The sequence below is a fragment of the Pseudohongiella sp. O18 genome, assembly GCF_021729085.1.
Lineage (GTDB): Bacteria > Pseudomonadota > Gammaproteobacteria > Pseudomonadales > Pseudohongiellaceae > Pseudohongiella.
The window spans coordinates 1271250-1294517 of the sequence record NZ_JAJSAR010000001.1; the positions used below are offsets into that span (position 1 = coordinate 1271250).

21 protein-coding genes are annotated in these 23268 nt (G+C 55.5%); 12 read left to right on the top strand and 9 right to left on the bottom strand.

Annotation, left to right across the window (positions count from 1 at the left end; genetic code table 11):
• The first annotated feature begins 1 nt into the window (after position 1).
• From LVD14_RS05645 to LVD14_RS05670, 6 genes are read left to right on the top strand one after another with little or no spacing between them, the layout of a single operon-like run.
• Positions 2 to 985 carry a glycosyltransferase family 2 protein gene (locus tag LVD14_RS05645; RefSeq protein WP_237133059.1) on the top strand — a complete coding sequence of 328 codons (984 nt, stop codon included), beginning with the start codon at positions 2 to 4 and terminating at the stop codon, positions 983 to 985.
• The gene (locus LVD14_RS05650) at positions 982 to 1347 is read left to right on the top strand and encodes a DMT family transporter (protein ID WP_237133060.1); all 366 of its coding nucleotides are present in this window, start codon (positions 982 to 984) and stop codon (positions 1345 to 1347) included. Before LVD14_RS05645 ends, LVD14_RS05650 begins: the two co-directional genes overlap by 4 nt.
• A 47-nt stretch (positions 1348 to 1394) precedes the next feature.
• On the top strand, positions 1395 to 2921 hold the full coding sequence (locus LVD14_RS05655; RefSeq protein ID WP_237133061.1) for a M16 family metallopeptidase: 1527 nt from the start codon (positions 1395 to 1397) through the stop codon (positions 2919 to 2921).
• Entirely contained in the window at positions 2918 to 4348 is a 1431-nt protein-coding gene (locus tag LVD14_RS05660; RefSeq protein WP_237133062.1) for a M16 family metallopeptidase, read from the top strand. The genes LVD14_RS05655 and LVD14_RS05660 overlap by 4 nt, the downstream gene beginning before the upstream one ends.
• Positions 4326 to 5108: an SURF1 family protein gene (locus tag LVD14_RS05665; protein WP_237133063.1), complete on the top strand. Its 783-nt coding sequence runs from the start codon at positions 4326 to 4328 to the stop codon at positions 5106 to 5108. The genes LVD14_RS05660 and LVD14_RS05665 overlap by 23 nt, the downstream gene beginning before the upstream one ends.
• A complete protein-coding gene (locus LVD14_RS05670) occupies positions 5053 to 6588 on the top strand; it encodes a RimK family protein (RefSeq protein WP_317622678.1) in 1536 nt (511 codons plus the stop codon). Before LVD14_RS05665 ends, LVD14_RS05670 begins: the two co-directional genes overlap by 56 nt.
• Here LVD14_RS05670 and LVD14_RS05675 read toward each other — a convergent pair.
• Genes LVD14_RS05675 through LVD14_RS05695 form a run of 5 tightly spaced genes read right to left on the bottom strand, consistent with a single transcriptional unit; the run spans position 6585 to position 12182 of the window.
• On the bottom strand, positions 6585 to 7733 hold the full coding sequence (locus LVD14_RS05675) for a GNAT family N-acetyltransferase/peptidase C39 family protein (protein ID WP_237133064.1): 1149 nt from the start codon (positions 7731 to 7733) through the stop codon (positions 6585 to 6587). The genes LVD14_RS05670 and LVD14_RS05675 overlap by 4 nt on opposite strands.
• 39 nt (positions 7734 to 7772) lie before the next feature.
• Complete coding sequence (locus tag LVD14_RS05680) at positions 7773 to 8423, bottom strand: OmpA family protein (protein ID WP_237133065.1); 651 nt, start codon at positions 8421 to 8423, stop codon at positions 7773 to 7775.
• Between the two features lie 53 nt (positions 8424 to 8476).
• On the bottom strand, positions 8477 to 9067 hold the full coding sequence (locus LVD14_RS05685; protein WP_237133066.1) for a lipocalin family protein: 591 nt from the start codon (positions 9065 to 9067) through the stop codon (positions 8477 to 8479).
• Positions 9057 to 10595 (bottom strand): cryptochrome/photolyase family protein, encoded by a 1539-nt coding sequence (locus LVD14_RS05690; RefSeq protein WP_237133067.1) that lies wholly within the window; start codon positions 10593 to 10595, stop codon positions 9057 to 9059. Before LVD14_RS05690 ends, LVD14_RS05685 begins: the two co-directional genes overlap by 11 nt.
• A gap of 3 nt (positions 10596 to 10598) precedes the next feature.
• Positions 10599 to 12182, bottom strand: coding sequence for a methyl-accepting chemotaxis protein (locus LVD14_RS05695; RefSeq protein WP_237133068.1), 1584 nt, complete (start codon positions 12180 to 12182; stop codon positions 10599 to 10601).
• 189 nt (positions 12183 to 12371) lie between these two features.
• On the opposite strand from LVD14_RS05695, the gene LVD14_RS05700 reads away from it, so the two are divergent.
• Positions 12372 to 13877: a PhoX family protein gene (locus LVD14_RS05700; protein ID WP_237133069.1), complete on the top strand. Its 1506-nt coding sequence runs from the start codon at positions 12372 to 12374 to the stop codon at positions 13875 to 13877.
• Between the two features lie 40 nt (positions 13878 to 13917).
• On the opposite strand, the gene LVD14_RS05705 is transcribed toward LVD14_RS05700, so the two are convergent.
• Complete coding sequence (locus LVD14_RS05705; protein ID WP_237133070.1) at positions 13918 to 14913, bottom strand: hypothetical protein; 996 nt, start codon at positions 14911 to 14913, stop codon at positions 13918 to 13920.
• A gap of 252 nt (positions 14914 to 15165) precedes the next feature.
• Here LVD14_RS05705 and LVD14_RS05710 point away from each other — a divergent pair, with 252 nt between their 5' ends.
• Positions 15166 to 15363: a (2Fe-2S)-binding protein gene (locus LVD14_RS05710; RefSeq protein ID WP_237133071.1), complete on the top strand. Its 198-nt coding sequence runs from the start codon at positions 15166 to 15168 to the stop codon at positions 15361 to 15363.
• Positions 15364 to 15512: 149 nt separating this feature from the next.
• Positions 15513 to 15977, top strand: coding sequence for a bacterioferritin (gene bfr, locus LVD14_RS05715; RefSeq protein WP_237133072.1), 465 nt, complete (start codon positions 15513 to 15515; stop codon positions 15975 to 15977).
• A gap of 3 nt (positions 15978 to 15980) precedes the next feature.
• Here the strand turns inward: bfr and LVD14_RS05720 are convergent, their stop codons facing one another.
• Positions 15981 to 16964: an alpha/beta fold hydrolase gene (locus LVD14_RS05720; protein ID WP_237133073.1), complete on the bottom strand. Its 984-nt coding sequence runs from the start codon at positions 16962 to 16964 to the stop codon at positions 15981 to 15983.
• 166 nt (positions 16965 to 17130) lie between these two features.
• On the opposite strand from LVD14_RS05720, the gene LVD14_RS05725 reads away from it, so the two are divergent.
• On the top strand, positions 17131 to 17451 hold the full coding sequence (locus LVD14_RS05725) for a DUF3301 domain-containing protein (RefSeq protein WP_237133074.1): 321 nt from the start codon (positions 17131 to 17133) through the stop codon (positions 17449 to 17451).
• A 31-nt stretch (positions 17452 to 17482) separates the two neighbouring features.
• On the opposite strand, the gene LVD14_RS05730 is transcribed toward LVD14_RS05725, so the two are convergent.
• A complete protein-coding gene (locus LVD14_RS05730) occupies positions 17483 to 19480 on the bottom strand; it encodes an alkyl/aryl-sulfatase (protein WP_317622679.1) in 1998 nt (665 codons plus the stop codon).
• Between the two features lie 194 nt (positions 19481 to 19674).
• On the opposite strand from LVD14_RS05730, the gene LVD14_RS05735 reads away from it, so the two are divergent.
• Together LVD14_RS05735 and LVD14_RS05740 are read left to right on the top strand one after the other, a co-directional pair.
• The gene (locus LVD14_RS05735) at positions 19675 to 22050 is read left to right on the top strand and encodes a penicillin acylase family protein (protein WP_237133075.1); all 2376 of its coding nucleotides are present in this window, start codon (positions 19675 to 19677) and stop codon (positions 22048 to 22050) included.
• A 40-nt stretch (positions 22051 to 22090) separates the two neighbouring features.
• Positions 22091 to 22633, top strand: coding sequence for a hypothetical protein (locus LVD14_RS05740; RefSeq protein WP_237133076.1), 543 nt, complete (start codon positions 22091 to 22093; stop codon positions 22631 to 22633).
• Between the two features lie 36 nt (positions 22634 to 22669).
• Here LVD14_RS05740 and LVD14_RS05745 read toward each other — a convergent pair whose 3' ends face one another.
• Entirely contained in the window at positions 22670 to 23206 is a 537-nt protein-coding gene (locus tag LVD14_RS05745; RefSeq protein WP_237133077.1) for a hypothetical protein, read from the bottom strand.
• Positions 23207 to 23268 lie beyond the last annotated feature (62 nt).

Genomic DNA, 23268 nt, shown 5'->3' on the forward strand with positions numbered 1-23268 from the left:
CATGAAGCAGGTCGTGATCATCATTCCGGCGCTGAATGAGGCTGCCAATATTGTTGCCAATCTGAAAACCATTCAGGGCCACCTGGCATCTGTGGCAGATGTCAGTTTCGACTTGATGGTGGTTGACGATGGCTCTACGGACGATACGGCGGCACTGGTCCGTAATCTGGCGGAGAGCGAGCCACAAGTTAAACTGCTGAGTCTCAGTCGACACTTTGGCAAGGAGTCGGCGATTACCGCTGGCCTGAGAGCGGCCCGGGATTATGACGCGGCGATTGTCATGGACAGCGATCTGCAGCATCCGCCAAAAATGATCCCGGACATGATTGCGCACTGGCAGCAGGGAGCATCGGTCGTCGAAGCTGTAAAGGAATCACGCGGTAATGAAACCCGCATGCGCGGAACTCTGGTCAAGCTGTACTATGCGCTTTTTAATTATCTGACACGACTGAGTATCTCTGGCGACACCGATTTTAAATTGCTGGACCAGTCGGTCGTACAGGCCTACTGCTCGTTGCCCGAGCATGGACGCTTCTTCCGCGGGCTCATCAAGTGGATGAATTTTCCATCGGTGCAATTGAGTTTTGATGTGCCGGAATCCACACGCAAACGCTCTGCCTGGGGCAATGGAGCCCTGTTCCGCTACGCCATTGCGTCCATCACGTCCTTCACGGCCTTCCCGCTGCAGATTGTCACGCTGCTGGGCGGCATGACCTTCCTGCTGAGCCTGGTAATTGGTGGCATGGCGCTGGCAGACAAGCTCGCTGGCCGGGCTGTTGATGGTTTTACCACCGTCATTCTGCTGATACTGTTGATCGGCAGCGTGTTGATGTTCAGCGTCGGCCTGATCGGAATTTACATTGGCAGAATTTATGATGAGGTCAAACGGCGACCAAACTATCTGGTGGATCAGCAAAAGAGTCTATTGCCCGAGCGCAGACAGTCGACTGGCAAAAGCCCCCAGCAGGAGAAAGAAACACCATGATGGCAGGCAAATATCTTTCTGTGCTGACTCATGCACTGCTGCTCGCAACCTTGCTAGCCACCTCGCACGCCGTGCTCAAATGGGTGTCCGTGCAGCAGCACGATAACTATATTCAGCTGTTGCAGACGCAGTGGAAAGGCGTTTTTCTGGCGCTGTCTCTGTATGGCTTTATATTTTTTTACTACATCGTCGTGCTGCGCAGCAGCCCGGTGTCTATACTCTATCCTGTATACACTGGTTTATCGGTACTGTTTGTGTTGCTGGCCGGCCGTTTTATTTTCAGCGAGCCCATCAGTGTGACACAGGTATTCGGTGCGATCTGCATTCTTGCCGGTATCGTGCTGATGGGCAGCGGACGTTAGTTCAGTAACATGCAATTGAAAAGAACATGGCGAAACGAGGGAAAGGTATGACTGACTCAATCAGCCAATGGCGACATCGACTGACAGCCGGCATTCTGGCGCTGTCCATGCTGACTGCGATCAGCGCCAGTGCTCAGGATATTGAAGCGCTGGCAGAAAGGGTAAGCGAGTTCACACTGAATAACGGCCTGCATTTTATTATTATTGAACGGCCGGTTGCACCGATTGCCACGTTTGTCACCTTTGTTAATGTCGGCGGTGCAGATGAGCCTGTCAACAACACTGGTGTTGCCCATATTTTTGAGCACATGGCCTTTAAGGGCACACGCACCATCGGCACCAGTGACTACGAAGCCGAGCAGCTGGCACTGGATAAAATGGATGCCGCCTATACGGCGTGGATGGAGGCAGGGTATCGGGACAATGCCAGCGAAGAGGAGCGACAGGCTCTGTGGCAGGAATTTGAGCACTGGCAGGAGCAGGCTGGTCAGTATATTCAAAGTGAAGAGTTCTCTCAGATTATCGAGCGAGAGGGCGGCGTGGGGCTGAACGCTTTCACCAGTGCTGATGCCACGGGCTACTTCTATTCGCTGCCTCAGAACAAGGCTGAACTGTGGTTCTACCTTGAGTCACAACGTTTTCGATTTCCCGTGTTCCGCGAATTCTACGTGGAAAAAGATGTGATCATGGAAGAGCGGCGCATGCGCACCGACTCCAGTCCACAGGGCAGGTTGCTGGAAGAATTCCTGAGCGTGGCGTACTCGGCCCACCCCTATCGCAATCCGGTGGTGGGTTGGGAGTCCGACATCATTGCCACAACCATCGCCGACACACAGCGCTTTTATGAGACCTATTATGTTCCTTCCAACATGACCATCGCGATTGCCGGTGATGTCGATCCGGCTCGCATGCGCGAGCTGGCGGAGCAGTACTTTGGTCCCATGCCGGCCGCACCACACCCGCCCAGCGTCAAGACTATTGAGCCCGAGCAGCGCGGCGAACGACGCTTTGTCATCGAAGATACCAGTCAGCCCCTGTTCATCGCGGGTTACAAAACGGTTGCCGCCGATCACCCGGATGCAGCAGCGCTTGAACTGTTAAGCCAGATTCTGTCGTCTGGGCGCACATCACGCCTTTATCGACGTATGGTGCAGGACGAACGTCTGGCGCTGGGTGTTCAGGCTCTCACCGGTTTCCCGGGCGTGCGTTTCCCTGCTTTGTTTGTAACCTTCGCTGTGCCCAATATGGGTGTGCCGCTGGAAGACATCGAGCGTGTGCTTAACGAAGAAATCGAAAAGGCCAAGCAGGGTGATATCCGCCAGGAAGAACTGGATCGGGCGGTCACCAATTCACGCGCTTCGGTCGTGCGGGGTCTTAACTCGAATATGGGGCTGGCGCTCAATCTTGCCCAGGCTCACGCTCAGCTCGGCAGCTGGCAGGATGCTTTCTCCTATCTCGAGGAGCTGGAGCAGGTCACACTTGAAGATCTGCAGCGAGTCGCCAATGAATATCTGGTCGAAACCAGCCGCACGGTTGGCATGGTTCGCAATGCGATGGCAGGAGGTGCTGAATGAAACAGCGTATTCAACAGCAGATCTGGATCGCGGTGCTGGCTGTCACTTTCAGCATCGGGGTTCATGCCCAGCAGGATGTCTGGGAGTCGTTCGACTACCCTGAGCTGAACAGTTTTGACATGCCGGAGCTGGAGATATTTGAAATCGACAATGGTGTGCGCTTCTACCTGGTTCAGGATGCCGAACTGCCACTGATCGATGTGACAGTTCTTATCCGCGCCGGTGGAGTCAACATTCCGGATGATAAAGTTGGCCTGAACAGCCTGGTTGGCACCGTCATGCGCAGCGGGGGAACCAACGAATATCCAGGTGACGCATTGAACGAATTGCTGGAAAATCGTGCAGCGATTATTGAAACGCAGTTCGGTTTTACGTCCGGCAGTGCCACCATGAATGTGCTAAGCGAGGACTTCGAACGACTGTTGCCCGTGTTCATGGACGTGTTGCGTCAGCCGGCATTTCCCGAGCCTCGTATTGAGCTGGCAAAAACCCAGCAGGCCAGTCTGATTGCCCGCCGCAATGACGAACAGGGCAGTGTTGCCAATCGTGAATTCCAGCGCATCATCTACGGCGAGGACAGTCGGTATTCCCGCCGAGTTGAGTATGCCACGCTTGACAATATCACTCGCGAAGACATGATCGACTTCCATGCACAGGCCGTTGTTGGCAGTAACCTGATGGTAGGTGTTACTGGTAACTTTGATATGGAGGAAATGAAGACGCTGCTGGAACAGGCGTTTGGTGATTTACCGGCCGGCGAGCAGAACGAGCTGAAGTTCCCCGAGGTTGATTACGAGTTTGAACCCGGGATTTATTTTGTCGACAAACCCGATGTCAATCAAAGTTATATCCTGATGGGACACATCGGCGGCATGCGAGACAACCCCGACTATGCCGCGCTGCAGGTGATGAATCGCGTGCTCAGCGGCGGCTTTTCCAGCCGTCTCATGCAGGTGGTGCGCAGCGAGATGGGTCTGGCCTATTCTGTATTTGGCAGCTACGGCAGTGGCGTATATTTCCCAGGCACATTCTCCGCCGGAGTGATGACACAGAGTGAAACCACCAGTGAGGCAATCAACGCCATCATTGCGCAGATTGAACGAATTCAACAGGAACCTATCAGCGAAGAAGAACTGGACCAGACCAAGGAACAGTTCCTTAACACGCTGGTCTTTCAATATCCCAGCATCAGTTCTGTGCTGCGCGAAAGAATGAGCAATGACTACGCCGGCTTGCCGCCCGATACCTTTGAGCGACTGGTTGAAGAGGTACGGCAGGTGACAGTGGCCGATGTACAGTCGGTGGCGCAGCGTTATCTGCGCCCCGACAGCCTGCGCATTCTGGTTGTGGGCAATCAGGCCGAGCTGGGTGATCAATTGCAGCAATACGGCGACGTGCAGCCGATTGATATCACTATTCCTGAATGAGCGCGGCCTGACCATGATCCTGCGGCTCGGGAAATTACACATCACGATCAACTGGCTGGTTTTGCTGTGTTTTATATCCAGTCTGGGCATGTTTATCAGTCTGGCGTTCTGGCAACTCGATCGCGCCGAAGAAAAACGGGCGATGGCACAGGCACTGGAGCAGCGCGCTTTGGCGGATCCATTGCCTCTGGAGCAGGCCGAACAGACTGCGCTGTTTGGCAATCAGAGCCGAGTTGTAGTGCAGGGTGAATATGAAACCAGCATTTCGTTTCTGGTGACTTTTCAGTTTTATCGTGGCCAGGCCGGGTTTGAGGTTGTTACGCCATTTCGACTGAGCGATGGATCGCTGGCACTGGTCAGTCGGGGCTGGCTGGCCCCCGCCGATGACGGTGGTGAGCCGCAGGTACCTGAGGTCAGTGGACTGCAGAGCGTGGTGGCCGAAGTCTATCTGCCAGATGAGGAAATTCCGCCTGCGACAGTGACAGACCAGAGCTGGCCAGTCAGTCTGTCACGCCTGAATGTAGCGCAGGCCGAGCGTCTGCTGGGTGAACCGGTCTACCCGTATCTATTGCGCCTGGAAGCAGATCAGCCAGGTGTGCTGGCCCGCCATTGGCAGGCTCCCAGCGTCTCAACCCGGACACATATTGGCTATGCTATTCAGTGGTTTGTCATTACCATAGTGGTATCGATACTGGCGCTGATGTATGCCAGCAATATTCTTGAACTGTGGCGTCAGCGACGTCACGGTCAACCCGGTTAATGACGAGGTTAGCATGTCACAGCTCTATCTGGTGGTTGATGATATCGAAGGCTGGGAACACCAGCTGCAGGGTCAGGCGGTCATCAGTTTTGAAACCTATCTGACGGAACATCCCGTCAAAGGCGAAAAGAAAACCCGCATCATCAATCTTTGCAATACCGATCAGTACCTCAGTAAAGGCTACTACTGCTCGCTGCTTGCAGAAGCGCGTGGGCATAAGGTCATGCCTCCCATCAACACACTGACGGATCTCAGCAGCCAGCAGTTGACGCTGGTCATGGCCAGTGAAGTGCTGGAGGAAATCGACACCGATGAACTGGTGCAGACAGATGATGGCTTTCGCCTGCGTGTCTACTTTGGCAGAACTGAGTATCCACAGTTAAAAATCCTGGCGCGCCGCCTGTTCGAGCGCTTTCCCTGTCCGATTCTTGAGGCAGTGTTGATGCACGCCGGTGACGGGTGGCAGGTTCGCTCGATTCGTGCTGTTGCCTACGCCGAACTCGAAACGGACGAGATGCCGGTGTTTGTAGATGCGCTGGAACGTTTCACCAAAAGTCTGTGGCGTAAACCTCGCAGCAGTAAATCGGCTCGCTGGGACATGGCGATACTGGTCAATCCGGAGGAGCAACTGCCGCCCAGCGACAAAAGCGCCATCAAACGCATGACACGTGCTGCCGAAAAAATCGGCTTTGCAGTAGAGATCATCGGCCCGCAGGACTACGCCCGTCTGAATGAGTTCGACGCATTGTTTCTGCGCGAAACAACCGCCATTGATCACCATACCTATCGCTTTGCGCGCAAGGCAGAGATAGAAGGCCTGGTGGTCATAGATGATCCCACATCCATCCTGCGCTGCTGCAATAAAGTGTTTCTGCAGGATGCCTTTACCTATAGTGGTGTGCCAACGCCCAAGACGCGAATTGTGTCTTCGAGCAATGACGTCGCTCTGGACGAGCTGGAGGCCGCTTTTGAATACCCGATCGTGCTGAAGATCCCTAACAGCGCATTTTCCGTTGGTGTCATGAAAGCAGAGGATCGTGAATCGCTGCGTCAAAAACTGTCAGAGCTACTGAAGAAATCGGCGCTGATTCTCGCCCAGGAATACCTCTACACAGAGTACGACTGGCGAATTGGTGTTTTGAACAATCGGCCACTTTTTGCCTGTCGCTATTTCATGGCAAAAGGGCACTGGCAGATATACAAGCATGGCGAGGGACGTGTTGGCAGTGGTGGCTGGGAGACTCTGCCAACCTATGAGGTCCCCAAGGCGGTACTGGATGCCGCCATGAAATCTGCTCGCATCATTGGTGATGGTCTCTACGGCATCGACATCAAGCAGCAGGGGAATAAGGTCTATGTGATCGAGGTTAATGACAACCCCAGTCTTGAACACGGTGTTGAGGATGAGTTCATTGGCGATGAGCTTTATATGCAGATCATGGCGGAGTTTGCCCGCCGTCTGGAGAACCGCGGCCGCTAACGCGCCGCTGTTTTCTTTCTGGATATACTCTTTCTGGAAATAATAAGGGCCGCCCGCAATCTGTCCTTGCCAAACTGGGACATGCGGGCAAAGTCTGACCTGGCAATTGGCAGGTCTTCGCAGTCCAGGCCTGTCTGTTCCTCAAATGACGGGTCAGGGTCGTGTATGTAAAAGCAGGCATCGTCGAAAGCAGTAATTGTCACCCAGTGAGGCGCTTTCTTGCGATCCAGCCTGTAGCTGCTGATCAATGCCAGCACAACTGATCCGTTTTTGATGGCGTGTTCTATATCATCCTGACTTACGTCACGTCGCTCTACATGAATTTCTTTCTTGGCGACGCGTTGCTCAAACTGCTCATGAACCAGCGCCATGATGGTTTTCTTTTCCGGGTCACGAACCCCCTCCAGAAATAGCGGGCCACTCTGATTAACAAAAACAGTTGGTTTGAACCCGCGTTTCGCAGCCGCCAGCGCCAGTCCAAGTGGATGACAGCCGCCATGCCCTGATGTCATGAAGATGGTGGTAGCCTCGCGCCATATATCGAGCTCTGTGGCCTGATTGGGTACGCGTTTTCTATCCAGTGCGGCCATCGCCATCATAAGGGCTGCCGGGCCGCAGGTGAATGCAGTGGACTGCTGATACCAGGGCACATCATTACCGCGGCGACGCTTGGGCGCATAACGAATGATCTTCTGCATGCGCAGGGCATCGCCATGATCCTCGTAATAATCGGTCAGGGTATCGAAGGCAACATAGCCAGAAGACTGGTAGAGGTGTATGGCGGATGGGTTATCTGTGGCAACCTCCAGCCTCATGAAAAAGCGATCGCGATTCGCGGCAGCGGTTTCCAGTGCCTGCAGAAGCGCGCGGCCTACACCCTGCCCGCGGGCATCGGGTGAAATGGCTATCGAATACAGGCGGGCGAGATGGGTGGCGCCGTGGAACAGCACCAGCCCATAGCCGAGAATTTGTTGCTGGTTTTCAGCAACCATAAATTCGCGGTTGCTCGCCAGGATCCAGTGACGCAACCGACGGCGGCTCAATCTGTCAGTGTCAAAGCAGACATTCTCGAGAGCGTGGAGTGCGTCAAGATCTTCCAGTCTGGCGTTGCGTATCGTTAAAGCAGCGCCCTTGGTCACCGACATTTTGTCACCGCCATCCCGTCTTCTGGATCATGGATATCTTCAGTTCTGAATGGCCACGATCTGTAATTCAACGCGGCGGTTCATGGCGCGACCTGATTCAGTGTCGTTGCTGGCAATTGGCTGATCCGGACCCACACCCTGAGTGATCAGTCGGCCCTGGTCGATGCCGTTTGCGGCGAGATAATTGGCCACGCTATTGGCGCGGCGATCCGACAGGTTGTAGTTGTAATCGCGCGAGCCGGTGGAGTCGGTATGGCCTGTTACGCGTAAACGTGTGTCTACATACTTGGCGAGAACCTGAGAAACGGAATCCAGCACCGAGTGGAAATTTGGGCGAATTGAGTATTCATTGGTATTAAAGGTGATGTTACCAGGCATGATCAATTCCAGTTGATCGCCATTGCGTTGTACCTGCACCCCGCTACCCTGTAGCTCCTGGCGCAACTCTGCTTCCTGGGCGTCCATATAAGCGCCCACGCCAGCGCCAATTGCGCCACAACCGAGAGCAGCATTGCGGGCTCGCGTGCCGCTTTCAGCGGCGCCGATCAGTCCACACACAACACCGCCGATCGCACCATAGGTCGCGGCGCGGCTGGTCTGCTGTTCGCCTGTGTAGGGATTGATCGTGGTGCATGCAGCAAGCGCTGCGGTCATGACTGCTGTACCAATAAGTTTGCCAGTGGTAGACATAATATACTCCTTTTGCGTCCTGGGTTAATCAGTAAACGACTGTCCGGGTTGAATTATTCCGCTTCAACCGGCGCATCTGACTTATGCTCGACAAAAATCAGCTCGTCGGTGGCAAAGCCGGCCTGTTCCGCAATCGACACAAGGCGAGCCTGTGTATCTGCAGCCAGATCTTTCTGCCTGGCCAGTATCCACAGGTAGTTGTAGTTGTTGCCAGTTATCAGCGCCCATTCATAAGCATCCTGATCCAGTGCAACGATATTGTAGGATGCGTAGAAAGGGCCGAAGAAGCTGACTTCCAGCGCCCCCTGAGATGACTCTCCGGCGAATCGTGCCCGGCCTGTCGCCTGTTCCCACTCACCGTTCTCGGCATTATAGCCGCGGTTGATCACGGCGATGCTGCCGTTTGGGTTTTCTGAATACTCCGCTGTCACATGGCTGAGCCCGCGCTCGAAGCGATGGTCCAGTCTGGCGATCTCATACCACTGTCCCAGATAGCGCTGCAGCTGAAAGTCGTCGACGACGCTCAACTCGCCTGGCGGCGCGCCCGTGCAGGCCACCAGCATGCCCATGGCAGCTGCAATCAAGGTGGTATGCAGAACCCGTTTGTACACGACCATAAGGCTGTCCACGGTCTCACAGCGCATCAATGTGCTCCAGAACAAAGTCACCGCGTTTTTTCAGTGCCCGCTTTTTGTCATCGGACATTTTATCGAGATTACGATAAATCATACTCATGCGCGGATTGTCTCTCAATAGCGTGTCATGTCGCATGATGAAATGCCAGTAAAGACTGTTGAAGGGACAGCTGTCATCATCCACCGCTGTTTTTACCGAGTAATGGCAGTGTTTGCAGTAGTCCGACATCCGGTTGATGTACGAACCGGACGCGGCATAGGGTTTGCTGGCCATCAGGCCGCCATCGGCGTGCATGACCATGCCCAGCGTGTTGGGCAGCTCCACCCAGTCGTAGGCGTCTGCGTAAACCGCCAGATACCAGTCGCAGATCTGCGTTGGCTCAACGCCGGTCAGCAATGCAAAATTGCCGGTAACCATAAGGCGTTGAATGTGGTGTGCGTAGGCATTGTCGAAGGTGTTCTTCAGACTCTGTGCCATACAGTTCATGCGCGTGTCACCAGTCCAGTAACACGCTGGAAGATTGCGCTGATTCCTGAAGTGGTTGTGTTCGGCATAGTCTGGCATCAGCCACCAGTAAAGCCCGCGCACGTATTCGCGCCAGCCGATGATCTGTCGTATGAATCCTTCGGCGGCGTTGATGGGCACATCACCTTTTTGCCAGGCACGTTCCGCTGCCTTGCACACTTCGACAGGGGACAGGAGGCCCATATTCAGACTGGTGGCCAGCAGGCTATGAAACAGGAAGGGCTGCCGGTGGCTCATGGCATCCTGGTACTGGCCAAAATCGGGCAGGCAGTGTTTGACGAAAAAGCGTAACGCAGACTGCGCCTGCTTGCGTGTTCTTGGCCACTGAAACTGATCAGCGTCCGCATCCAGATGACCTGGATGGTCAGAAAAGTTCTCAGCGACAAGCTTGATGACTTCACGATCAACACTGTCCACATCAAAGCCTTTGCGATCCGGTATGTCTACGTCATCACGCAGCGACTTGCGGTTTTCAGTATCGTAGTTCCACTCACCGCCAGCTGGCTGGTCGTCCTCCATCAGTAATCCGGTTTTGCGCCGCATCTGCCGATAGAAATATTCCATGCGTAACTGTTTTTTGCCTTGCGCCCACTCGGCAAATTCTTTTTTGTCGCAAATGAATCGGCAGTCACCCAGAACGGAGACCTCAATATCAAGCTCTGATGACCAGTTGTCGATCTGCTGTTGCAGGCGATGCTCGCCGCACTCGGTTACAATCCAGCTGTCGACCCTGTGTTTGCCAGCAACTTCTTTGATGACATCCGCAAACTTTTTCAGTCGGCTGTCAGGCTCATATTTGTAATACTGAACACGCCAGCCATCGGCTTCCAGCTCGCTGGCAAAATGTCGCATGCCACTGAACAGCAGGGCAATCTTTTGTTTGTGGTGTTTGACATAGGTGGCTTCTTCATAAAGCTCTGCCATGACAACGAGATCCTTCCCGCGGTCAAGCGCCTCCAGTGTAGGCAGGTCTCTGTCCAGTTGATCGCCCAGTATCAGTCCAGCTCGCACCAATCAGCCCTTTCGGCCTGAATCAAAGCGCGATAACTGATGCTGCAACGAATCGCTCAGCTGGTGCAGAGAGTCGCTGATGCCAGACAGTTCGCGCGCCTTTTTAAGATTCTGGGAGGCGATTTCATTGACTGACTGCAGATTGTTGACGACCTGATCTCCCGACACTGACTGCTGTTGCGCTGAGGCAGCAATCATGTCGTTCTGACTGGCCATTTGCGAAATCTCATGTGTCAGCTGCTGGAGGGTGCTGGTACCTTCATTTGCTGATACCAGACACTCACCCACAGCTTCCTGGCTGCGCGTCATGGCCTGGCGGGCTGAGTCAGAGGTCTGCTGAAGTCGTTTGACCAGTTGCTGAATCTCCTTGGTCGATTCAGAACTGCGTCGGGACAGCGACCGCACCTGATCGGCCACTACAGCAAAGCCGCGCCCGTGGTCTCCAGCGCGGGCTGCTTCGATGGCCGCATTCAGCGCCAGAAGGTTGGTCTGTTCGGCGATGTCCTTGATGATGTCTACCACTTTATCGATGTCGTTCGCCTGACTGGCAGTGTCGCCTACCGCTTTGCTGGTGATGTCGATATCGCTCTTCAGAGTGTTGATGCTGCTGCTGATACGCTGCACAGCGGAACCACTGTCGGCCGCGAGTTCATTGGCAGTATTGGCACCGTTAGCTGCATATTGAGCATACTGGGCTACCGTTGCAGTCGCAGTGCTCATCTCCTGCATGGCATCAATCATCTGTTGATTGACCGATGTCTGCCGCTCGGCGCCCTGTTCGACATCGGCAGCATTGCGCGTCAATGCCTCGCCCATCTGCTGAAGAGTCCTGAGTCGATCCTGTACATCAATGACCAGCGTTCGCAGTTGCCCCAGGAAGCGGTCGAAAGATTGTCCAGCTTCCGTGTCGTGATTGACCTTCAGGGTCAAGTCCATGCGATCGTCGTCGCGCGTCAGCTGTTCGCACGCTGAGGCCAGTGCCTGCCCTTCCGCGGCATCCGCCGCTGCCAGTTTGGCCAGGTAGAACAATGCTGCGGCCTCGACCAGTACATAGCCGGCATGAACAAATATCATGCTCCAGTGAGCATGTTCGGTCACCCAGACAGGGAAGCCGTTGATTTGCATGTAAAAGAACAGGAAGTGGTGTGCTGCGATCACAATTGTTGCGACGGCGATAGGCCGCCAGTCGCGATATGCAATCAGAAGCGCCAGTAACACGAAAATCGAGAAGTGCATCTCGATGGTTCCATGGCTCTGGTGAATGTGCAGTGCTGACATGACCATGAAGGCAGCAGCAATAAGGCTCGGTAAATGCCTCCCCAGCAGCTGCCCCTTCCAGGCGATGATGGTTGCAGTCAGAGTGCCACCACCCACCAACAGCGCTACCCCCCAGGTGCCATGCCACGGTGCCAGCGCCAGTGCGTACAACTGGCAGCCGATCAGTACACCAATCATGATGCGGTTGGTCTTTTCGAGATACCAGTGACTGTTGTGACTGACTGCGGCGCCTGATGTATGTCTCGACGCGGGAGTTGAGGAACGGTCTGACGGCGCGGCGGAAATGGGCGACGATAGTGATATAGCCATAATACTGATTCGCTTAATGATGAAGAATTAACTTGGACGAAAGACCTACTACTGCGATCGCACCGTGAATTGATACGCGATCCTTGTCGTTTCGGTTCATGGCGCAGTATTGTTATTTTCCTGTCACATGCTTGTGCTGAAATTGCCGGCCTGATCAAGTGATAAATAATGAATCTGGTGAATCACACAATGACCAACTCAAAATTCAATTCCAAGCGTGAGCGACCCAATACTGTTATCGGCTCGCGCCGCAATTTCCTTAGGGGTAGTGCCATGACAGCAGCCCTTGTGTCCTCTCCTTTAGTTCAGGCATTCCAGTCTTTGTCGACACGTCAGGTCTCTGCAGGCGGCCCCGCATCTCGACGCATGGACAGCCCTTATGGACCAATACGTCCGGTCAAGGATGAAGTGACGGGCCTGGAGCTGCTGCAGTTGCCAGAAGGTTTCTCCTACGCCAGTCTGTCCTGGGCGGGCGACGCCATGGCGGATGGCAACCCTGTACCGGCACGGCACGATGGCATGGGTGTAATTGCAGTTGATGATGACACCATCATTCTAGTGCGCAATCACGAGGTGGGCTCTGGTCGTCCGATATCAGCTGCCACCGTATATGATGAAGGTATGGTGTCGGAGAGCGCCCGCGCGGGTGGCGGCAATACCACGATTCATTTCTCGCGCAGCAACCGCCGGGAGATTCAGACGCTGCCAAGCCTGGGTGGCACCATGGTCAACTGTGCTGGCGGCGTCACGCCGTGGGGCACGTGGCTGAGCTGTGAAGAAACCATCCACGATGCCAGCGCGACTGGCGGCCGTCGTCATGGTTATGTGTTTGAGGTGCCGGCAGATCCGGCAGAAACGTCGGGCGTGCCTATCGTCGGCATGGGGCGTTTTGAGCATGAGGCGGTGGCTATTGATCCGGTAAGCAGCTACGCCTACCTGACCGAAGACAATCGCAATCAGTCCCCGATCTACCGCTATGTGCCAGACAATACCAGTCAACAGGCCGGGTCTCTGGAGCAGGGCGGGCGCCTGCAGGCTGCCCGCATCAAATCCATGCACGGCGCCGAATTGCTGGCCCCGGCCATGGGTGATGAATACGAACTGGAGTGGGTCGACATTGCAGACCCGGATATGGATCCTCAAGGAGACACCAGTGGACCCTGCGTGCAGGCTCGCGCTGCGGGTGCATTCACGATAAGCCGTGGTGAGGGTATCTGCTACCACGAAGGCCTGATGTACATCGTGGACACCAGTGCAGGCGTCAATGAAGAGGGGCGTGCTGGTTATGGTGAAGGCGCGGTATGGATGCTGGATCCTCACGAAAATCGACTGCGCTGTATCTTCGCCTCGACCGATGCCAATATGGCCAATAACCCGGATAACGTCTCCATCAGCCCCCGTGGTGGCATTGTCATGTGTGAAGACGGTGGTGGTGTCGAGGACGAGTTCGGGCTCGGCGAGCGGGTGATGGGCCTGACACCCACGGGTGAGTCCTACATTCTGCTTAAAAACAACGTGATGTTGTCTGATACTGATATCTCGGTCAGCGGCAAAATTGCCGAGCCAGGTGACTACCGCCAGACCGAAATTGCCGGTGCCTGCTTTGATCCGTCCGGCGAGTTTCTATTCATCAATGTGCAGAACCCCGGCATCACGTTTGCCATCTGGGGTCCATGGGAACGCGGCCCGATCTGACGCTTAGGCAGCGCTGGCCGGTAGCGCTGGCACCAACCATTCACTCCTGGTCGGCGTCAGCCTGCTCCTGGCGGCGGGTGCCAGCCAGTATGCCGGGCAATGCGTAGTTGCCCTCATGACACGCGTACTCGTAAATGCGTTCACCTTCAGGCCTGGCGTAAAGCACCATCTCTGCCGTCCAGGGCGCCGTGTAGGCCACCGGGTCGTTCATGGTAAAGCTGTACACGATCTCCGTTTCAGAGACCATGCGCAGTCGCTCGGTCACTTCAAGTCCCGGCCCTGAACCGTAGTGCGATTGCTGCGGATGCAGGTGGCGCGTGCTGATGACCAGGGTATCGTTGTCCCAGTAGCCCGTGGAATCGCCCATCCATTTGTAGATCTCGGGCGGCTGGTGTTCACTGTTCAGGCGGATGATGCGTGCGTCGTGCATCATCTCCGCCATAATCACCAGATAATCCTCTGTCTGTATGATCTGATAGTTGTTGTTATATATGATGGGCATCATGGGCGGACCAGCACTGGAATTGGATGTTCGGAAGTCGTAGAACAACAGACAGCGCTCACCGATTGTCGCCATCTCCGGACCCAGAAACGCCTCGTCCCCATGTTCGTCGCGCCAGCGCTCCATCATGTTCTGTTCCGGCGCACCCTCCCTGAAAGGTATCTGACCATCTGGCGGGTCGATGATCATTGAGGTGCGATATTCACCATCGATATGCAGCACCTGACTGCCACGATCCAGCCAGAACAGGTTATATGCCGCTGCAGTATTGCCGTCACTGGGTGGTGGTCGGTCGGGGTCACTGGGAGCATTGCCCCGTTCCTCAGCGGCCAGTGCGCGCTGCTGTAGTTCAATCGCCTCTTCTTCAGACATCGCCTGCCGGTCACCAAACCGTTCTGGTCGCTCCAGAGGCGTCTGTGTTGCATTGGTCCAGATACCCTGAAGGTCCGGTTTGCCGTCAGGCGTTCTGGGCAGCTCGGCGGCTACCGCGCCGAGAGTAAAGCTGGCCAGAATCGGGATCATGAAAAGTTTCATGGCTCGCTCCTGCATTGTCGTTATTGTGCTTTTTAGTTGCTTATTGTCGTTGCTGCTGCCGCCGACAGAGCGCTGCATCTGCCTAAGCTACCCCCCGGTGTGGTGGCATGCAAATAATTCTCATCTTTTTCACGAGCGCTATTGACAATCATTCTTATTTGCATTTAAGCTTGCATTCACTGGCCGAATCAACACCGCAACACCCGCCAGTAGTAGACCTGCTAACGAGACCTGCAAACGAGAAACGCGCCCATGTACGTATGCATTTGCCAACAAATTACTGATACTCAGATCCGCGAGTTCTGCAAAGGTCGCTCAGTTTCAATGAGCGAAGTCCGTGCCGAACTTGGTCTGGCCAGTGACTGCGGTCGTTGTGGCAAATTCGCTAAACAAATCATGGCAGAAGTCGCTCAACAGGTCGATACATCGTCCATTGCCTACGCCGCCTGACGCCATCGCGGCTGTAGGTGCCAATCGCAATCATTCTCTTTCTCTTTTTCCATTATTATCAATAACTTGAATGAAGTTCTGGCTTGACTTTTGCCAGCATTCAACGCACGCTTGCGCCTAAGAATTAATGCAGTCCGAAGGAGCAGGCTATGAAATCCGATAAAACCATGATCAAACACCTGAACAAGGCGTTGGGGAATGAGCTGGTTGCCATCAACCAGTATTTCCTGCACTCGCGTATGTTCAAGGACCGCGGCTTGACCAAACTGGCGGACAAGGAATACGAAGAGTCAATTGACGAGATGAAGCATGCCGATCAGCTGATCGAGCGTATCCTCTACCTGGAAGGGCTTCCCAACCTGCAAAGCCTGGGCAAGCTGCTGATCGGCGAACATACCCGTGAAATGCTGGAGTGTGACCTCAAGCTGGAAAACCAGGCCATTCCGGATCTGCGCGATGGTATCGAGTACGCCGAATCCATCCGTGACTACGGCAGCCGTGAACTGCTGGTGTCCATTCTGGAAAGCGAAGAAGAACACGTTGACTGGCTGGAGACCCAGCTGCAACTGATCGACAATGTTGGTATCGAGAATTACCAGCAGTCCATGATGTAAGCCTCACAGACCTTCCAAAAACTCCAGCAGGGCTGCGTTGGTTTGTTCTGGCAGCTCCTGCTGAATCCAGTGACCGGCCTCCGGCAGCACTATGACGCCGCGCAAGTCGTCCACCACCCGGCGCATGGCGCCTTGCAGACGACCCTGGCTGGCGCCGGCGATCACCACATCATTCTCGCCGGCAATAAACAGGGTTGGCACTGTGACACGGGCGTTGGCCAGTTGCGGTGTGATTTCCCAGTTGCGGTGAAAGTTGCGGTAGTAGTTAACGCCGCCACGAAAGCCAGCCGCGGTAAATTGCTTAACAAAGTAGTCGAGATCTTCTTCGGTCAACCAGTCAGGCAGTCCGACGGGTGCGCCGAGTCGCGGAATCCAGCCACCTGCCGAGCGATGGCGGTCTGTGACCTGGGGCGGATGGCGGGGTGAGTCCGGCGAAAGATACAGTCGGCTCAGGATGCCGCGCGGATCAGCGTCATATTCAGCCTCGGCCACGCCGGGCTCCTGGTGATAGAGGATGTAGTAAAAGTTATCGCCGTAAGCGTTGCGCCAGCTCGCCAGTGGCGATTCCGCAGCACGTCCGCTGTAGGGGACGCTCATGGCGACCAGCGCCGAAAAGCGCTCTGGGTGCAACAGGACTGTGTTCCAGGCCACGATGGAACCCCAGTCGTGGCCGATCAGGATCGCCTGATCCTCGCCATAGACATCGACGATGCCAACAATATCTGCGGCTATGGTGACAATGTCGTAATCCTCAACATCGGGTGGCGCGTCAGTGCCGCCGTATCCGCGCATGTCTGGCGCAACGACCCGATAACCAGCCTCAGCAACCGCCTTGATCTGGTGGCGCCAGGAATACCAGGACTCTGGCCAACCATGCGCCATGATGACCAGCGGGCCGGAGTCACCCATGGTGGCCAGCCGCATGCGAATGCCGTTTGTCTCGATGTACCTAAAGCTGATGCCGTCTATTGGCGATTGTTCATCCATCAAAGGGTTCTCCTGTGCCCGTGTATGGGTGCTGCCCAGCCCAAGTGATAACAACACCGCGCTAATGATAAGCCACGTTCTGAATTTCCTGTTCATCGCCAGCCAGCCTCCTGTTTTTGCTATGATGCTGAAGTTTCTCATAATCAGGATCGTGGTACATAGGTAGATGTTCACATTAATGGATATGGTCTGGCTGGCTTTGCTGGCGCTACTGGTCAACCACTGGTGGCGCTCGCGAGACGCCAAGGCTTTTGCCCTGCAATATGCTGCACAGCGCTGTGCCGAGCTCGACCTGCAACTGCTCGATCAAAGCATGGTGCTGCGCAAAAGCAGGCTACGCCGGGGGCATGACGGTCTGCTGGCCTGGTTTCGCCGCTATGACTTTGAGTTCTCGTCCACCGGAACCGAACGTTATTCGGGCTCCGTCGAGCTGCTGGGTAATCGTCTGCAGGCCATTGAGCTGGCACCGCATGTGACGGTTTACTGATCCCTGGGCCCGTCGTTAGCCGTCCAATATTTTACTGAATGGCTGCCGTGCCAGGCATGATTTCAAACACCGGGTCAAACTCGACCAGCACTGATGCCAGTTGCTGCAGCACACCGATATCACCTTCAACCTCGCCTGCGCCCGACGTGAGCTGAGCCGCGAGTGTGGTCTGCCCCATGATGACCTGGTCCAGAAGGCTGCGGTCAAGTCTGATTGTTGCATTGGCCGCATCAGATTGATAACCGGTGATGGCAGTGAGGGTTCCGCTGCGCATTTCTATGACGAATGTCTCGTCGGTGTCAGGTGTCACAAAATTGATGATAAAGGCCATGCCGTCGGCACGCTGGCTGTCGACACGGGTTGCCATGGCGTCCCACCACTGCAGTGTAGTCATGGCACGTGCCAGATCAGGGCTGGTACCACGCGCCGGGCCCGCTGGCGCGACGCCATAACGCAACTCCTGCGCTGCCACCAGAAATACATTGCGAACACTGGCGCTTTCATACTGATAACCCAGTTGTTCGAAAATGCCCGCCAGCAGGCTTTTGCCTTCCTGGTTGTCCGGCTCCGCGTAGACCAGCTTGTTGACGATTTCCATGGCCAGGTGATACTGCCCTTCATCAAACAGTGCCTGACCGCGCTCCAGCACGGCCGCCGCGCCCCCCATCATTTCGATATAAAGCGGGGCCGAGTCGGCCGGAGACAATGGCACCAGAGTTGCCGGGTTGCCATCCCAATAGCCCAGGTAACGATTGATGACCGCGCGTGAGTTGTGAAATTCGGAGCCATGGTATTGCCGCACTGCCCAGCTTTGTTGCAGCGAGTCCGGCACCTGATACTCATTGTGCATTTCATTGATGGTGACGCCACGGTTGGCCAGATTGAGCACCTGATTGTTCAGGTTCGCGTAGGCATCGCGCTGGTCGCGCATCACTTCCTGGATGCGCTCATTGCCCCAGCGCGGCCAGTTGTGCGAAGACACCATGACTTCCGCCTGCTGTCCAAAGCGGTACAGGGCTTCATTGATCTGACGTGACCATGCCAGTGCGTCGCGCACCAGAGCGCCGCGCAATGTGTAGATGTTGTGAATGGTGGCGGTGATATTCTCGGCGGCCCAGAAAACCCGGCTGTCCGGAAACCAGGCATTCATCTCTGCAGGCGCTTCAGTGCCAGGTGTATTCTGAAATACAACACGCACGCCATCGATCGTGTGTTCCTCAAAGTCGTCGCGAATCACAACAGTGGGGGCGATCAGACCACTGCTGCCCCGCGCCAGTGCCTTACCGATGGCTGAATCGACCTGCCCAAAAGGGCTGGCCGCCAGGGGATTTCCGTATTGATAGGAGGCGCGGCGACTCATGGCATTGCCAGCGTAGACATTTTCGGCAATGGCTTCATCCATGAACCCCACTGGTGCAAAGATATCGACCTGCCCGGACTGCACGTCTGCCTCGTCAACAACACCACGCACACCGCCAAAGTGATCAATGTGAGAGTGTGAGTAGACAACTGCCGTCACCGGCCGTTCACCCAATTGCTCATTGGCAAATGCCAGCGCCGCCGCTGCGGTTTCCCGCGTTAGCAGAACATCGAACAGTATCCATCCGCGCTCACCGCGCACCAGCGTCATATTGGCCAGGTCGTAGCCACGGATCTGGTAGATAAAATCCGGCACCACCTCGTAAAGGCCGTAATTCATGTTCAGCGTGGCCTGACGCTGCAGAGAGGGGTGAATACTGTCGTAATCCTGCCCATTGAGCAGGAAATCATATCGCCCCATATCCCAGACAACATTGCCGGCCGCACCGAGAATCTGCCGATAGCCGGGTGCGGCGATAAATCCCCGTTGCGACTCCTCGAAGTCGCGTTGGTCCGCAAAGGGCAGGGTATCCCTCAGCATCTGTTGTTGGCGGGCAGTGGCTTCGGTCGCGGGTCGATATATGGAGGACTGTGCCAGCGCTGTCTGCGCATTGCTGCCGATCATCATCACAGCGAGCAGAGGATAAAGAAGTGGCTTGTAGCGGCTCATCGCTGGCGATCTCCTTGCAATTATTGTTGTCGTAAATTATGAATGTGTTCATAACCGTAGCAAAAGCCTACTCGGTTTGACTGACAGGAGCAATAAATGCCCGCTTTGACAAGGGCCTGAGCTGCTTCTATGCTCAAACGTCGAGATCCAGCAAACACATCAGGCGTGAACCTATCGATCTATGGAGAACAATCATGTATCAGGCTCCATCCTCAGAGAATCACGATCCACGCGTTAAAGTCAGCCCTCTCGTTTCGAAGTCGACCCTGGCGCGGGCTCTGGGGCTGGCCTCGGCCATGATACTGCTGGCGGCCTGCTCCGAGCCGGCGCCGGACACCGTTCAGGAAGCAATGACGGAGGCTGCGCCTGATTATCGTTACGACACTGAAATTCGCTGGACCAGTTACGGTATCCCGCATGTCAAGGCAGAAGACTGGGGCAGCCTGGGTTACGGTTTTGCCTACGCCACAGCCAACGATGCGATCTGCACCATAGCCCGCGATGTGCTGATGGTGAATGGGGAGCTATCCGCCAACTTCGGTCGTGATGGCGGTAATTATGAGAGTGATGTGTTTCACCGTGCTGTCCTGGACGATGCCATGATCGAGCGTTTCCGGCAGGGACAGAGTGAGCAGACCATCGATTTCTCGGCGGGTTATGTAGCGGGGTATAACCGCTACCTCAGCGAGAATGCCAGTAATTTGCCACCGGCATGTGCGGGCGCCGACTGGGTGCGGCAGCTGACAGAAAGAGATGTCGACAAACTCACCGTGGGTGTGGGCATTCGATATGGACTGGGCCTGTTCCAGCGCGAGATGGCCAACGCCGCGCCACCGGGCGCCGAGGTGGCCGCCGTGGCGACCGACTTTGATCAACTGGCAGGCATTGGCAGCAATGCCGTCGCTTTGGGTGGTGAGGTCACAGAAAACGGCAGTGGCATTCTGCTGGGGAATCCGCATTACCCCTGGCAGGGTTCGTCGCGCTTTCACATGATTCACACCACGATTCCCGGTGAGCTGGACGTGATGGGTGTCAGCCTTTACACCACCAGTCGCGTGTCCATCGGCTTTAATCATGATGTTGCCTGGACTCATACAGTATCCACCGGCATGCGTTCCACACTGTACGCGCTGGAGCTTGATCCGGAGGATCCCACCCGCTACCGGTATGGTGATGAGTATCGGGACATGGAAGAGATAACCATTAATGTGCCCGTCGACAGCGGCACACAAACGCACACTGTTTACTCGACGCACTATGGGCCGGTAGTTGTTTCAGCGCAGTTGCCCTGGACAGAGTCGATGGCCTTCGCCATCCGCGACGTCAATCTGTACAACGATAGGTCGGCCGCAACCTATGATGCGCTGAACAAAGCTGAAAGCATTGATGATGTCGAAGCGGCACTGAGCATGCAGGGCGTCTCCTGGGTGAATACCATTGCCGCCGACCGGCACGGTACGGCTTTCTACGCAGACATCAGTGTTGTGCCGAATGTCGATGCGGAACTGTTCGAGCGCTGCCGGGTGCCGGCCGAAGGTGTGCCGTCACGTCTGGTTATTTTGAACGGCGCCGATCCGTCCTGTGAATGGTATGCGTCCGATCAATCAGAAGTACCTGGCGCTATGCCGGCAGACAATATGCCGCGTCTGCGCCGTGACGATTACGTGCATAACGCCAACGACAGCTACTGGCTATCGACACCCCGCGAACCGCTGGAGGGTTATTCACCCATCATTGGCAGTGAACGATCCATGGTCAGCCTGCGCACACGGGCAGGGCTGACATTCATTGAGGAGGCCTTGCAGCAAAAGCAGGCGGCGGGCGAAAAGATGGGTCCGCAGGACCTGCAGTCCATGCTGTTCAGTCATCGGCACTATGGCGCCGAACAGTATCTCGATAGTGTGCTGGCACTGTGTGAAAGCGCAGAGCAGCCAGTAACCCTGGATGATAACGAAGTTGATGTGACGCCTGCCTGCGAGGCGCTGGCTGCCTGGGACCGGCGCGAAGACATCGACAGCCGCGGCGCGCATGTCTGGCGCGAGTTCTGGCGAGATGTGTCTGGCACAGACAATCTGTATTCGGTGCCGTTTGATGTGGCCGATGCGGTCAATACGCCCCGGGATCTGGCGCTTGAGCGCACAGAAGTGCGTCAGGCAGTGCTGGAGTCGCTGGCGCATGCCCAGACCTTCTGGCAGGACCAGGGTGTGGCGCTGGATGCCGAGCTTGGCACATTGCAGTACGAACCCCGCAATGACGAGAACATACCGATTCCCGGCGGCGATGGCGGGGCCGGCATGTGGAGCGTCATCACCAGCCGCTTCAACCCGGAAGCTGGCGCCTATACGCCGATTCTGCATGGCAACAGCTACATGCAGGTGGTCAGCTGGGATGCGGACGGCAGGGTCAATCCCACCGGGATTCTGAGTTATTCGCAGTCGGAAGATCCACGATCGCCACACTTTGCCGACCAGACCCGGTTATACTCCCAGAGTATGTGGCTTGATCTGCCGTTTCATGAAGCTGATATTCTGGCTGACCCGGAATTGAGGACCCTGAGGCTGCAGGAATGATCAGCTTGATAAATTGCATTGAGATATGGGGTAGTTGTAAGTGTTGATCAAAGAAGTTCGGTCAGTAGCCCTGGTGGCACTGGCTGCATTGCTGGCGGCGTGTGCCAGTAGCCGGGTATTGGATGAGTGGCCGGAATCCGTTCCGGAACAGAACTGGTTTATCCAGGCCTACCAGGCAGACGAAGCGAATCAGCAACGCCAGACAGACGTTGAGTACCTCACCTGGGTAGTTCGCTTTTATGAAGGTTGGGAGCTTATGGCAACCGGCTGGAACGACATCACACCGGCACTGATGGTGGATATGGAAGGCGAACAGCGCCGCGAACTGGCGGCAAGAAGTGAGCAGCTGGGCAAGATGATCTCGGCAGAGTGGGCCAAGGACAACGATGTGCGCTCCATCGATACCTCCATGCTCAGTCTCTGGGGCAGTGTCATGCTGGCGGTTGAGGAACCGCATGCCAAACTGGCGGCAGTGACCCTTATTGATCAGGATGTTGATGCGTTGCTCAGAGGTGAACTGAGCGCAGATGAAGTCAACGATCAGCGCTATATGCAGCGCCTGGATCTGCCGGCTGACTTTTAGATCGGGCCGGCAGCTTCAGTGCTGTTAAAAGGTCCCTTACTCAGGGCGGTTGCAGCGCGGATCGCCCTGCTGAATGCCAACAATCATTTCGCGGCTCAGCGGAATCGGATCGCAGCCGTGACCGGTTTCGCAGATCATGTCCCACTGCGGTTCCGCCTTCACGTGGCAGTCCAGGCAGTTACCACCAAAACGATTGACCACATCGGTAAAGCCACGCGTCACAATCTCCGACTCACCTGAGCTGACATCCAGTTCAAAAAACTCCCAGTCATTGGTCTGCGGGCTGGTGCCAGCGGGCTGTTTTACCATGACTTCAGTCGGCACCAGCTGCACCACAGAGCCAGTAGGCCAGGTGCCGCCGGTTTCTGAATTGGCGACCGCCAGCGTGGCTGCGATATCACCAAGCAGGTTATCAACATAGAATCCCCGCACAGGTGTCATCTCAGTAATACACTCAAAGGTGTCTGCATCGATTTCAATCGGTGCGTCAGCAGCGTAAATCTGGGCAACGCCAGCCAGTGCAGCGGCGCTGGCCAGGGTAGTAGCTAGGGCAATCTTTTTCAGTCTTGTCATGGCAGGTGCTCCGTAGTTATGTTGTTTGCGATAATATCGCGCGCGATATAAATCATCAAGTA

Coding starts and splice junctions, on each gene's coding strand:
- LVD14_RS05645 (WP_237133059.1), top strand. CDS start 2: ATGAAGCAGGTCGTGATCATCATTCCGGCGCTGAATGAGGCTGCCAAT.
- LVD14_RS05650 (WP_237133060.1), top strand. CDS start 982: ATGATGGCAGGCAAATATCTTTCTGTGCTGACTCATGCACTGCTGCTC.
- LVD14_RS05655 (WP_237133061.1), top strand. CDS start 1,395: ATGACTGACTCAATCAGCCAATGGCGACATCGACTGACAGCCGGCATT.
- LVD14_RS05660 (WP_237133062.1), top strand. CDS start 2,918: ATGAAACAGCGTATTCAACAGCAGATCTGGATCGCGGTGCTGGCTGTC.
- LVD14_RS05670 (WP_317622678.1), top strand. CDS start 5,053: ATGCCAGCAATATTCTTGAACTGTGGCGTCAGCGACGTCACGGTCAAC.
- LVD14_RS05675 (WP_237133064.1), bottom strand. CDS start 7,733: ATGTCGGTGACCAAGGGCGCTGCTTTAACGATACGCAACGCCAGACTG.
- LVD14_RS05680 (WP_237133065.1), bottom strand. CDS start 8,423: ATGTCTACCACTGGCAAACTTATTGGTACAGCAGTCATGACCGCAGCG.
- LVD14_RS05685 (WP_237133066.1), bottom strand. CDS start 9,067: ATGCGCTGTGAGACCGTGGACAGCCTTATGGTCGTGTACAAACGGGTT.
- LVD14_RS05695 (WP_237133068.1), bottom strand. CDS start 12,182: ATGGCTATATCACTATCGTCGCCCATTTCCGCCGCGCCGTCAGACCGT.
- LVD14_RS05700 (WP_237133069.1), top strand. CDS start 12,372: ATGACCAACTCAAAATTCAATTCCAAGCGTGAGCGACCCAATACTGTT.
- LVD14_RS05705 (WP_237133070.1), bottom strand. CDS start 14,913: ATGAAACTTTTCATGATCCCGATTCTGGCCAGCTTTACTCTCGGCGCG.
- LVD14_RS05710 (WP_237133071.1), top strand. CDS start 15,166: ATGTACGTATGCATTTGCCAACAAATTACTGATACTCAGATCCGCGAG.
- bfr (WP_237133072.1), top strand. CDS start 15,513: ATGAAATCCGATAAAACCATGATCAAACACCTGAACAAGGCGTTGGGG.
- LVD14_RS05720 (WP_237133073.1), bottom strand. CDS start 16,964: ATGGATGAACAATCGCCAATAGACGGCATCAGCTTTAGGTACATCGAG.
- LVD14_RS05725 (WP_237133074.1), top strand. CDS start 17,131: ATGTTCACATTAATGGATATGGTCTGGCTGGCTTTGCTGGCGCTACTG.
- LVD14_RS05730 (WP_317622679.1), bottom strand. CDS start 19,480: ATGAGCCGCTACAAGCCACTTCTTTATCCTCTGCTCGCTGTGATGATG.
- LVD14_RS05735 (WP_237133075.1), top strand. CDS start 19,675: ATGTATCAGGCTCCATCCTCAGAGAATCACGATCCACGCGTTAAAGTC.
- LVD14_RS05745 (WP_237133077.1), bottom strand. CDS start 23,206: ATGACAAGACTGAAAAAGATTGCCCTAGCTACTACCCTGGCCAGCGCC.